At 44.3% G+C, this 12,332-nt stretch carries 10 protein-coding genes; 6 read left to right on the forward strand and 4 right to left on the reverse strand.

What is annotated here, in order from left to right; all coding sequences use genetic code 11:
* Window positions 1–666: 666 nt before the first annotated feature.
* Entirely contained in the window at window positions 667–2,052 is a 1,386-nt protein-coding gene (locus Q4A14_RS00610; protein ID WP_303169175.1) for a UvrD-helicase domain-containing protein, read from the forward strand.
* On the opposite strand, the gene Q4A14_RS00615 is transcribed toward Q4A14_RS00610, so the two are convergent.
* The 4 genes from Q4A14_RS00615 to Q4A14_RS00630 all read right to left on the reverse strand — a co-directional run bounded on the left by Q4A14_RS00615 (window position 2,049) and on the right by Q4A14_RS00630 (window position 6,177).
* Window positions 2,049–3,368 carry a VWA-like domain-containing protein gene (locus tag Q4A14_RS00615; protein ID WP_303169177.1) on the reverse strand — a complete coding sequence of 440 codons (1,320 nt, stop codon included), beginning with the start codon at window positions 3,366–3,368 and terminating at the stop codon, window positions 2,049–2,051. The genes Q4A14_RS00610 and Q4A14_RS00615 overlap by 4 nt on opposite strands.
* 2 nt (window positions 3,369–3,370) lie before the next feature.
* Complete coding sequence (locus Q4A14_RS00620; RefSeq protein ID WP_303169178.1) at window positions 3,371–4,444, reverse strand: AAA family ATPase; 1,074 nt, start codon at window positions 4,442–4,444, stop codon at window positions 3,371–3,373.
* A 135-nt stretch (window positions 4,445–4,579) separates the two neighbouring features.
* Window positions 4,580–5,074, reverse strand: coding sequence for a calycin-like domain-containing protein (locus tag Q4A14_RS00625; RefSeq protein WP_303169179.1), 495 nt, complete (start codon window positions 5,072–5,074; stop codon window positions 4,580–4,582).
* Window positions 5,075–5,079: 5 nt separating this feature from the next.
* Window positions 5,080–6,177 (reverse strand): DUF2891 domain-containing protein, encoded by a 1,098-nt coding sequence (locus Q4A14_RS00630; RefSeq protein ID WP_303169181.1) that lies wholly within the window; start codon window positions 6,175–6,177, stop codon window positions 5,080–5,082.
* A 613-nt stretch (window positions 6,178–6,790) separates the two neighbouring features.
* On the opposite strand from Q4A14_RS00630, the gene rplM reads away from it, so the two are divergent.
* The 5 genes from rplM (at window position 6,791) to Q4A14_RS00655 (ending at window position 11,992) form a co-directional block, all read left to right on the forward strand.
* Window positions 6,791–7,243, forward strand: a complete 453-nt coding sequence (rplM, locus tag Q4A14_RS00635; RefSeq protein WP_303169183.1) for a 50S ribosomal protein L13 — start codon at window positions 6,791–6,793, stop codon at window positions 7,241–7,243.
* A gap of 10 nt (window positions 7,244–7,253) precedes the next feature.
* Window positions 7,254–7,640, forward strand: coding sequence for a 30S ribosomal protein S9 (gene rpsI, locus Q4A14_RS00640; protein ID WP_025839583.1), 387 nt, complete (start codon window positions 7,254–7,256; stop codon window positions 7,638–7,640).
* Between the two features lie 205 nt (window positions 7,641–7,845).
* The gene (gene rpsB / locus Q4A14_RS00645) at window positions 7,846–8,700 is read left to right on the forward strand and encodes a 30S ribosomal protein S2 (protein ID WP_303169186.1); all 855 of its coding nucleotides are present in this window, start codon (window positions 7,846–7,848) and stop codon (window positions 8,698–8,700) included.
* A 168-nt stretch (window positions 8,701–8,868) separates the two neighbouring features.
* Entirely contained in the window at window positions 8,869–9,693 is an 825-nt protein-coding gene (tsf, locus tag Q4A14_RS00650) for a translation elongation factor Ts (RefSeq protein WP_303169187.1), read from the forward strand.
* A 205-nt stretch (window positions 9,694–9,898) separates the two neighbouring features.
* Window positions 9,899–11,992, forward strand: a complete 2,094-nt coding sequence (locus Q4A14_RS00655) for a M3 family metallopeptidase (RefSeq protein ID WP_303169188.1) — start codon at window positions 9,899–9,901, stop codon at window positions 11,990–11,992.
* Window positions 11,993–12,332 lie beyond the last annotated feature (340 nt).

Below are 12,332 nucleotides of genomic sequence, written 5' to 3' on the forward strand. Positions count from 1 at the left end.
ACATGCACCCTCTTTCCCCCTCAGGATTTAGGTCTTGTGTCTTTCGGATTCCGCTCCCCCATATTGCGTTTTCCTCTTTTTATTAAATTTTGTCCCAAAGCACAACGCACGGATGCTTAACAGCCATGGTGTATTTTTTAACTCTAAAAAAACGAAATTTGGAGAAACTTCTAAATGTGAAGATTATGTCCCTTCTTCCCCCTCAGGATTCAGGTTTTGTCTTGTGGATTCCGCTCCCCCATATTGCGTTTCCTTGTATTATACCACAAATGTAAACTATATTATTTGTAACTCCAAATTTATTTACGGATTATTTTGTGTTTTTGTTTTATTTGTTACACTGAGATGAGATGTAATATTCTCTTAATCTATTTGTTAGGGATTTTTTATACAAGGCGAAATACTTCGTGATTCAAGACTCTTGTTCACTTCGACCAAAAGAGTGATTCATAAATAATCATGGGGTATGCAGTCTTTGACTTTTTCGGGGAAGACAAAAAGGTTGTCTAACTTGACGCCTCAAGTTAGACATCTTGATTCATCAAGTTAGACACCTGAATTTCGAGGGTTGTATACCCCATATATTGGGATGTGGATCACGTGTTGAATTGTGATTTAGGATGATGTTATTTAATTTTGTCAAGACGTAAATGCAGCTATTTCATTATGCGACTACAGTTGGACGACATACAAAGGCAAGTGATCGACTTTACGAGAGGTCGGGCATTGGTGCTCGGAGCTCCCGGTACAGGTAAAACAGAAGTCTTGAGACAGAGGGTGCTAAAGGCTTTACAGCAAGAGAATATCAAGGGCGAAGATATGCTTTGCCTCACTGATGCAGCTATGAGCGGTGTGGGTGGATGCTTTGTTGGCAGTATGGCAGATTTCTGTTGGATGTTCCTTGCAGATAATGCCCTTTTATCTCCCGATGTCAGGGTCATCAAAACAAGCGAACAGCTGGAAATCATTTCCACACTCTCTCGAATACAGTACCGTGTGGAAGAATTAAAAAGTATCACAGATTGTGCTTGTATGATGCGAGAGAAGGAATTGGGATTTCCTGAATATTTGCAAGTACACCGTAATGCCAATCTTCGTTATCGTGGATTGGCGATGGAATACACGGAGCATAAAAAGAAAAATAATCTTGTCGATATTGATGACCTCCTGATGTTGACCTTGTTCGCCTTGCTCCGAGAGGATTATCGCACGTATAAATATTCTTCCTACAAGTGGATTGTTGTTGATGATGTGCAAGACATGGGTCAGATACATTATTGCATTCTGAACAGGTTAAGTGAGTGTGAGGACTCTACGTTCGTTATGTTTGGAGATGAGTCTTCGAGATTATCAACGGACGCTGATAAAGCTCCTATTTCGGAGCAGGTCAAAGTAGACAGTATCTTCATCCTTCGGAATAACTATAGATCATCCAAGTCTGTGGTCGAGATGCTTAATGCGTATATGAAGGAGCAGTTGGCGTTTGTTTCAAGGTCGAGTATTGAGCCTTCGATCTGCGTAAGGAGGGATGAAATCCTTCCCACGCTCGTCCCATGTCGCAATGAAGTCGAGCATTGCGATATGCTGGCAGCTCTCGTGCGACAAGCTCTTGTGGGAGATGCTGATCGCTCAGTGGGGATCTTGGCGAGTACGGAAGGAGAGGTGGATAGGATATGGAACTTGTGTGAAGCTCATGGCTTGGAATGCAAAAAAAAGTCGGATGTCAATCTCGATAATAAATCTGCTCTCGCCCAAGGAGCCGTCATAATGACTGTGGCAGAGTCTGTGGGAAAGGAGTTTGATCAAGTCATCATATACAATGTCTCAGATGGGATCTATCCACACGGCCCTACATCTGCAGAGCTTGATGCTTTGACTTTATATGTGGCTCTATCAAGAGCAAAAGGCCAGCTATATATTACGTATGAGAGGGAGCTGTCTCCATTTTTAACAAAGTTGGAGTCAGGACTTTTTTATGAGATGAGTGAGGGACAAAAGCAGCGAATGATGAAGATGGAGAGACTTTTTGTCAAATTCTCTCCAAATCCCTAAATCTCCATGGCGCAACACCTGCCGATCTTTTTCATCCAATTGTGATTGACGTTGTAGGCTCTTTGGGTGTTACAGACCCATATGACCTTACACTTCATGTGTTTGGGTAGGGTAGGGATAGGAGCATCCCCATCTGTAAAGATGATCAATCCGTTGTACTCCGGATGTCCACCTACATAATCAAAGAGTGGCTGGAAACTTGTTCCTCCGAATCCCATCACTTTGACTTGTATTTGTTTTTTCTTTATCGATTCGACAGCAGATAGCGTTGTGTCAAACTGAACCACGTCGATGGCTTCTATGCCATATTTGAAGAACCGATTGATCACAGAATAAAAATGCCTGATGCTTGCCTCTCCGATCGAAGCGCTCACATCCACTGCGACAAGTAGCCGGGTGTCGTAGCGTCGCATACTTCCCATGTTGTCAAAGCCTGTCCTACGATTGGGGCGCATGCGGGTCAACTGTCTTTTTGTGGATAGTATACTAGCCCTAAACCCTGCCAATACCTTACGGTAGTCTACTTTGGCTTGCGTATTGGCGATGATGTGGCGAGCAAAAGCGCCGGCAAGGCTTCCCCATTCGTTGGAAGCCTGAATTTCTTCGATCAAAGCCTCAATGGTGCTACCCATTGTTGGGTCTTCTTCCCAGAGTTCGGAAATGTCTTGAGCTTTGTTCTCTTCTAATTCAAACTGTCTGTCTTCAGTTGCTCTGTCTTGAGATTGAGTATTCTCCTCTCGTTTTTGATCTTCCGAAGATGAGGCTTCCTCTACATTTTCCGGAGGGTTTGAACTCTTGTTTTCCTCAGAGAGATTGCTCTCCTCTTCGCCCTCATTTCCGCTTGTGTTGTCCGAATTGGAGTTTTTGTCCGTAGGGTTTTCGCTCATGCTGTCAAGGTCGAGCTCCTGATTGGCGTACATCTCCTGTACTCTGTGAGCATACCATTCGAAGCTTTCTTGAGCTTCCAGATCAAACATCTCAGGTGTCGACATACCGATCTCTGTGAAGTCCTCGTAGTTGTCTGCCAGCACAAGGTTACTTCCCATCGCCACTGCTTTACGCTTGCACCCTATGGGTTGGCGCTCGTATGGGTGTTTTAGGAGGATTCGTATCATTTCTGCCTTTAGATGAAGTTCGATGGACCTCATCGGCATGGAAGTGACGATCATAGGGTTGTACTCGACCTTGCCCCTACCGCATCTGAATGGGCAGGAGATAGAAAGGTTAGCCTCAAAGTTGTGAGAGACAAAGGTCTGAAACAATGCTCCCTCAGATAGGTACCACCTGTCTACGATCTGTCTTACTTCAGGAAGCATAGTTACCTGATGTTGGCTGTATAGCTAAATAGCTTTTGAGCTATCTGAGGACATTTGCGCATGATGAACTCCTGTGTCTGCTCATACTTGTCTTGTTGGAACAAGTGTGCAAAGCTTGCAAGGACTTCGTTCTTTTTCTCACTTTCTATATATGCTATATACTTTGATAAGTTAGGCGCAATGATGTCTTCTGTTGCATCATCCAAATATGTTATGTGGATGTGCTTGAAGATATCTTCGTTTATTACTGAAAAGTCGTGCGTTTTGAATGTCGGGAGAGCTTCTTCATAATCATCAAAGTGGCGTAGAAAATCTGCTACATCGACTTGCTTGATCTGTCCTATCTTGGAGATGAATACATTGGCAGCCTTGTGGCCCACAATACTTGAAATAAGTTTGATATCTCTCTGATCAAGGTTTTCCACTCCGAGTATGACATCAGAGACCCTTTTCCATGAGCGACGGTCAGGCATCTTGTCCAATCCGGTGTCCGGATTTTCTTCCAATTGAGGATCTTTATCCAGCCATTCAGGGTTTTCTCTGATAAAAGTGATCACTCGCTCATCAAGTCCGATCTCTTCTCCCCACTCGAGCCACTCATGTACCGTAGGCTCAAATCTGAATACATTAAACCTTGACACCAAAGCCGGGTCAAGGTCTGTCAGTTGATACTCGTCTCCCTCATTTACTGCTGCAATGACACGACTGCCTACAGGGAGAGCTCTTCCTGCCAACTTGCGGTTCAAGGCGAGATCCATGATGGTCTGGAGTACTTCCGGACGAGCTCGGTTGAGTTCATCGAGAAAGAGTACTATCGGGTGCCCATCCATGGGAAACCAGTAGGGTGGGCGAAAAACTGTGAGTTCGCCGGATTTATCAGGGAGCCCTATGAGGTCTCCCGGGTCACTCATTTGCCCGAGAAAAAGGGTTACGATTTTCATCCCTTTACGGGCGAAGTAAGCTGTGAGTATCTCTGATTTTCCTATACCATGACGCCCTGTCAACATGATGTTGTGCGTTGCGGGTGTCCTGTCGAGCATGTATGTGAGTTCCGAAATATTTATCTTGATGTTCATCGTTGTTGTTTTTCTGACGGGAAACAAAAGTACACAATATATTTCAATGTGTGATGGGGTAAAGTCCTTTGATGACCTTTATATTTATTTGACTCTCAGTCCTGAAAGGTCATCTGTGGCTCTGTTTCTGAACCCTTATTGTTTTCTCCCCTCAAAGGTGGTAATGGAGGTGAAAGATTTAAATGCAAATTGACCTTTTACCGTGACGGTATACCTGAGTGTGTCCCCATCAAACGCTCCCGAGATTGTGCCGTCATATTTTAGAGGGAGGCCTATCATCTTGATCTTGACTATGTTCTTGCATTTTTGCGCGAAAGTGCCATCCTCAGATACTTCGATGTCTTTCGCCTCTATGCTGACAGTCCCGGGCATTGCTCCTACTTTGAATGGGGAGATGTGTATGTTGACTTTGGTATCCTTGTTACCCCGGGTTACTTGAGACTTGATATGATGAATAGGAGACTTGTCTTCGTTCATATGAACACGAGTCAATGCCCCACTGTATTCTCCCGTCAAGCTATACTCTCTTGTATTGAGTCCCGAACTCTTCTGAGTTTCTGCCTTTGCATCTCCTATATAGAGGATGAGCATCATGCATAGCGATAGGAGAGGGAGAAAAGTTGTCCTCATATCTATTAGAGTTTTTTCATCTGCTGACGGGCATAGGCTGAAAATGTGCCGAGCCAGTGATCTCCTCCATAGTTGCTGCGGAAGATCTGCCCCATCCCGATATCATAGTGCTTACGGGCAGATACCTCAAAGACGCCCTTGATAGGGTCTGTGTTGGGGAGAGCTTTGGCTATGGATGCCATACACCATGCCCTTGAAAATGAAAGTCCGACAAGGTGAACAATATGGTAGTCGTTGAGGTCGGACACCGTAGGGGGCGTGATGAGATTGCGTATTCCTTGGGGGGTGAGGAAGTTTTTCATCCACTGAGCAAATACAGCGGGCGAAAGCACTCTGCTCATAAGGTCAGCCTCTGTGAGTGAGGGAGAGAAGAAGTCAGTCGCGTTGGGTTCCCACTCTGCGGGTATGTCCTTGTCTCTGCTGTAGAGGTCAAGAGCCTTGGCACGTATTGCACTTGCGAACTCCGTATCTTCCACAAGTTCTGCCCAGTCAAGTGCAAACCCCAGCGCAAATGCTGAGTTGGAGTGCGTTCCGATACGATCGGCATAAGTCATCTTGGGTAGGTAAGCCTTCCATCGTTTGACGATACTTGTTGTGAGGGGCTTCATATTGTCGTGCCAGTTTCTCGCCTTCTTGGTGAGTTCCGGAGATGCGTTTTCTGCCTGAGAAAGCCTTATCAGGCCCTCATCTAATTTTAGCAACCAAGCCCATCCATATGTGCGCTCAAATGCAGCACCCAATGGGCGGTCAAAATACTCAGCTTCCTTGAGTAGCTTTTGTGTGGTAAGCGAGTTGTCGAGTGCTCCTACGATGCTGTCGCGTAGAGAAATATCAGGATGAGTGTAAAGCGTCTGCACCAGCATCCAATGGCTGTGGACACTGCTGTGCCAATCAAAAGAACCAAAAAATGCGGGGTGTAACTCTGATGGCGTGAGTTTGGCATCTGCCGCGTCGTTGATGATTTGGCCTGTTTTGTTGGGATATTCTACCGTGATGCTCTTTAGGGGCATTCGGACGAGGCGGAGCAGTGTGGAGTCCTCTTGTGCAGAGACTGTCATCCTGCAGATGAGGACGACAAAGAGTAATATTATTGTTCGTTTCATAGTGTGAAAATATTCCCTATTAACCATTGGGCTAAAGTCTTGGCGACAAAATTACCTTTTTTTCATCACTCCTACTATACATATATGTGTGTTTTTGTATCAGACGTTCATGTGTATAGGCTCTTGTTTCATGCGAATAACAATAGGGGCTATTCTTAGTGGCCTTTTTATATGTCGGACTTTGGGGTATACTCAATGTGGTGTCCTGAGCAAAAAATAATGTACACTCTTTCGAGTCGATGTGTCTAACTTGAGATCAGAGGTTGTCTAACTTGAGACTAAAGGTTGTCTAACCTCTGATCTCAAGTTAGACAACCTTTTTAGACCTTCTATAAATGGTTTTATACCAGAGGTTTCGATAAACTATGTTTTTTAGTCCTCTTGAAAACAAGTTTGCTGTGATGTTTCGGTTATAAAAACATAGAGAGGTGTGAAGTTCGGGTTTGTTTAATCGACAATAAATGTGTACCTTTGTAGGCCGAATTTTATGTTCAGGTCAATAGAAGTGAGTAGAGCTTGATGTCTTCCATCGGTTGAGAGTGTCCACTCTTGTTAGAGATAGAGAGCTTTTGTGTCACTTTTTTACTAACTCATTAATTTTTATTTATAGAAAGTGGAAACTTTAAGTTACAAGACCATTTCTGCAAACAAGGCAACTGTGAAAAAAGAGTGGGTTGTAGTTGATGCTACAGACCTTTCTTTGGGCCGTCTATGCAGTGAGATCGCGAAGATCTTGCGCGGCAAGAACAAACCAAACTTCACTCCACACGTTGATTGTGGCGACAATGTAATCGTCATCAATGCAGACAAAGTAGTCCTAACAGGTCTTAAGTGGACTGACAGAGAGTATTTGACATTCTCGGGATATCCCGGAGGTCAGAAGTCATTCTCTCCAGAGAGATTGAAACAAAAGGGTGTAGACCGTCTTTTCCGTAAGGTAGTCAAGGGTATGCTTCCAAAAAACAAACTTGGAGACAAGCTCATCAACAACCTTTATGTCTATGGCGGTAGCGAGCACAAGCATGCTGCACAACAACCTAAACTTGTCGAACTAAAAACTATCTAAGTAAACAACTATGGAAGTTATCAACGCATTAGGTAGAAGAAAAGCAGCCGTAGCTCGTGTCTACGTGAAAGAAGGTAGCGGTAAAATTGTCATCAACAAGAAGGAACTTGCTGCTTACTTCCCATCATCACTCCTACAGTTTGTCGTAAAGCAACCTCTTGCTACACTTGGTGTGGAAGAAAAGTACGACATCTATGTAAACCTCAAAGGTGGCGGTTTCAAGGGTCAGAGCGAAGCAGCTCGCCTCGGTATCGCACGTGCCCTCGTGAAGATCAACGCAGAAGACAAGGCAGCACTCCGTGCTCAAGGCTTCATGACTCGCGACCCACGTACGGTAGAGCGTAAGAAACCAGGTCAACCAAAAGCACGTAAGAGATTCCAGTTCTCTAAGCGTTAATACATTTTCTCCTTTGGAGGGGTATCGGGTATTATATGCTTCGGCATCTTCTCCCAAGAAAAGAGTAAAGAAAACAGTATTATTTAATCTACGTTTAGTATCTAAATCTGTAAGATGGGTCGTCCTCCCAAAATATTATCAGAAGGACAGTGTAGAAATACCCCTACTCGCAGGTTGAAAACAAACAGAAAGTAAACGAACAACTATGTCAAGAGTAACATTTGAACAACTCCTTGAGGCCGGTGCACACTTCGGTCACCTAAGAAGAAAGTGGAATCCGGCAATGGCTCCTTATATCTTTATGGAGCGCAATGATATTCACATCATTGACCTACACAAAACAGTTGCCAAAATAGATGAGGCAGCAGAAGCTCTAAAGAAAATGGCTCAAAATGGCAAGACTGTCCTTTTCGTTGCTACAAAGAAGCAAGCTAAGGAAGCTGTCGCTGAGCTCGCTCAAGCAGCTTCAATGCCTTATGTGGTAGAAAGATGGCCGGGCGGTATGCTCACCAACTTCCCTACTATCCGTAAAGCTGTCAAGAAGATGGACACCATCGACAAGATGACTTCTGATGGCACATTCGACAATCTCTCTAAGAGAGAAAAGCTTCAGATCAACCGTCAACGTGCTAAGCTCGAAACAACTCTTGGCTCGATCGCAAGCATGAAGCGTCTCCCATCAGCTCTTTTCGTCATCGACGTAATGAAGGAGCACATCGCTGTACGTGAGGCTAACAGACTTGGCATCCCGGTATTCGGTATCGTGGATACAAACTCTGATCCTTCAAACATCGACTACATGATCCCTGCCAACGATGACTCTACTAAGGCTATCGAAGTTATCCTCGGTGCAATGGTAGAAGCAATCAAGGAAGGTGCAACAGAGCGCAAGATCGAAAAGCAAGACGACGAAAACAACGAAGAAGCAGCACCACGCCGTGAGCGTCGTGCTCGTACAGGCGGTGTCCGTCGTGAGCGCACAAAGAAGGAAGACAGCGACGCAATGAATGCTCGCGTAGCTGAAAAGTTTCAAAAGGCGTCTGAAGACAACGAAGAGTAAATCAGATCTCGATCAGTTTTTTAGACATATCGGATCGATGAGATAGACTTTGTAGCTCGGCGACGACTCTTAATCAAATTAAAGAGCAGGCGCATGAGAGCTACAAAGTCTCTCAAATTAAGGAGATATAAAAGACCAAATACAAACCTAAAACAAAGGAATACAACTATGGCTGTATCAATGGCAGATATTAGCCACCTCAGAAAGATGAGTGGCGCAGGTATGATGGACTGTAAAAAGGCCTTGGAAGAAGCTAATGGCGACTTCGACAAGGCTATGGAAATCATCCGTAAGAAAGGTCAGGCAGTAGCTGCAAAGCGTTCGGACCGTGAGGCAACAGAAGGTTGCGTGCTTGCTAAGAGCAATGGCGATTTCGCTTGTGTCGTGGCTATCAACTGCGAAACAGACTTCGTCGCAAAGAACGAAGACTTCGTGGGCATGACTCGTGAGGTCCTCGAAGCTGCAATGAACAACAAACCTGAAACAAAGGACGCTCTCCTTGCAATTAAGCTTGCTGACGGTCGTACCGTTGCAGAGTGCATCACAGACCGCTCCGGTATCACCGGTGAAAAGATGGAGCTTAGCGCTTATGAAGCTGTTAAGGGTGTTGCAACAGTGGAATATATCCACCCGGGAAATAAGTTGGCCACCATCGTTGCTTTCAACGAAGGTCTTGAGCACCAACTTGCTCGTGACATCGCAATGCAGGTAGCAGCGATGAATCCTGTGGGTGTGACACCTGAAAATGTTCCTCAGAACATCATCGATCAGGAAATGGAGATCGCTCGCGACAAGGCTCGCCAATCAGGCAAGCCTGAAAACCTCATCGATCGTATCGCTGAAGGTGCTCTCCAAAAGTACTTCAAGGAAAATACGCTTTTGATGCAGGAGTCTATCAAGAACCCTAAGGAAACTGTAGAGCAAGTACTCAAGGGGGCGTCTAAGACTCTTACAGTCGCTGAGTTCAAGAGAGTAAACCTCAACGTAGACTAATCTCTATCCCAGGATAGAATTCTCACAATAACGAGAGGCTCTCGTGGTATGTTTATATCCGAGAGTCTCTCTTCTTTTTTGACAGATCAGGGATCTGACTTACTCTGATATAGTCTTTTTTGTATCTTTGCAGAAGTCCCTTTCCTTATTATAACCAAGAGTAATTTAACTTATCATGACAAAAAAAGTATTTTCTATTATCTGTATGGCACTTATTGCAACTGCCTGTGGATCAAAAAAGACCGATGCAGGTCTTGAAGGAAATCCATTCTTGACAGCCGGCTCATTGGAGTTTGGAGCTCCAGACTTCAGTCAGATCCGGACAACCCATTATCTTCCTGCAATGAAAGAGGGTATCCGTCTCGAAAAGGAAGAGATCAATGCTATCGTATCAAATACTGAAGCTCCTACATTTGAAAACACCATCCTTGCTCTTGAAAAAGCCGGAGAGGTGCTAAGACGTACGAGCAATGTCTTTTTTGCGGTTGCCGGTGCAGACAAGACTTCAGAGATCCGCGCTATCGAGGAAGAGATAATCCCTCTCATTACTGAGTGGAGCAATGAGAAGAGCCTCAATGAGGAACTCTTTAAGAGAGTTAAAGCTGTCTACGACAACGAACGTGCAAGCCTTACGGGTGAGGATTTAAAGCTTCTTGATGAAGTTTACAATAATTTTGTTCGCGAAGGGGCAGAACTTGATGCAGAGAGGAAGGCAGAACTTAAGGCTATCAATGCAAAGCTTGCGGAACTCCAACAAAAGTTTGGTAACACCGTCACTGATGCTACTGTAGCTGCGGGCGTATGGGTGGATAGCGAAGAAGAACTTGCAGGTCTCAGCCAAAGCCAAATCAATCAGTGTAAGCAAGATGCAGAGTCTGCAGGAGGAAAAGCTCCTTACTACATAGTCATTACAAATACCACACAGCAGCCTGTCCTTGCATCTCTCGAGAATAGAGCGCTGAGAGAAAAGGTTTATCAGGCCTCTATCCACAGAACAGACGAGACTTCAGACAACAATACTTACGGTATCATCGTAGAGTTGGCTAAGCTTCGTGCGCAGAAAGCTGCCCTCCTTGGTTATCCCAATTATGCAGCGTACTCTATAAGCAATGCTATGGCTAAGAAGCCTGAGAATGTCTATGGATTCCTAAATCGCCTCATTGATGAATATCTCCCAAAAGCGCAGAAAGAGACTGCTGAGATCGAGGCATACGCTCGTAAGACTCAAGGCTCAGACTTTAACCTTCAGCCATATGATCGCTTCTTCTACTCAAGCAAGATGAAGCAGGAGATGTTTAATATTTCTGATGATCAGGTGCGTCCATATTTCAATATGGATACTGTGCTTATCAAGGGTGTGTTCTATGCGGCAGAGAGAGTTTATGGTCTCTCATTTAGTGAACGCACGGATATCCCTGTCTATCATCCTGATGTCAAGGTATACAATGTGCATGATAAGGATGGTCATATCATGGCTTTGTTCTATGTAGATATGTTCCGTCGTCCTACAAAACAAGGAGGTGCATGGATGGGTGCGTTCCAAAAGCAGTCTCACTACTTTGGAGCTACTCCTATCATCTACAATGTTTGCAATGTCGCTAAGCCTGCTGAAGGGCAGCCTTGCTTGATCAATTGGGATGAAACTACTACCATGTTCCATGAGTTTGGTCATGCTCTTCATGGAATTGTTTCAGACTGTAAATACAATACACTTTCGGGGACTTCAGTTGCGAGAGACTTTGTTGAGTTGCCTTCTCAGTTCTACGAGTATTGGGCTTCACAACCTGAGATCTTTGACAACTACGTGAAGCACTATGAGACTAACGAGCCTATGCCAAAGGAATTGAAGGAAAATATGTTGAAGTTTGTCAATTTCCATGCCGCTTATGCTCTTGGTGAAAATCTTGCTTCCACATCGTCAGATCTAGGATGGCACATGCTCACGGCAGATCAGGTTCCTGCAGCTGATGCTGCTCCTGAATTCCAGGAAAACCTATTGAAGGAAATGAGACTTCTCAACCCTCAGATCCCTCCACGTTACAATCCTACGTACTTCCGTCACGTATGGGGTGGTGGTTATGCGGCCGGTTATTACTCATACCTATGGTCTGAAGTTCTTGCTGTCAATGTAGGAGAAGTCTTCACAAAGGGTGGAGGAGTCAATGCTGAATTGGGACAGGCATACCGTGATAAGATCATTTCTAAAGGTAATACCCTACCTCTCGAACAAATCTTCACAGACTTCACAGGGCTTGAGCAACCGGATGCTAAAGGCTTCCTTAAGTCTCGCGGATTATAATACGTTTTGCTCTCTTATTTAGAGCGAATTTTGGGCGCATCAGAGAATTCTCTGGTGCGCCTTTTTATTTAAGATATAATATTCTTCACGTACGATAAGGTTGTCAAGGCCACCATTGATCATGCCTGTGTATGTGGTTTAATGAAAACGATATAATCTCTTCAATAAGAGAATTAAATGGTGATTTTATTTTTTAACATCAATTGCTTTTCAGTTGTGTAAATAATGCATATATTTAAGCAACCTTATTAAGGTTTTGTGAAGTTGGAAATCAAAGGAAAACACGTGCTATCTTTTTTATTTGCTGTTAGTTATTAAATTTAGGGGGTGTTTTTGAGTG

The sequence above is a fragment of the Porphyromonas sp. genome (assembly GCF_030529325.1).
Classification (GTDB): Bacteria; Bacteroidota; Bacteroidia; order Bacteroidales; family Porphyromonadaceae; genus Porphyromonas_A.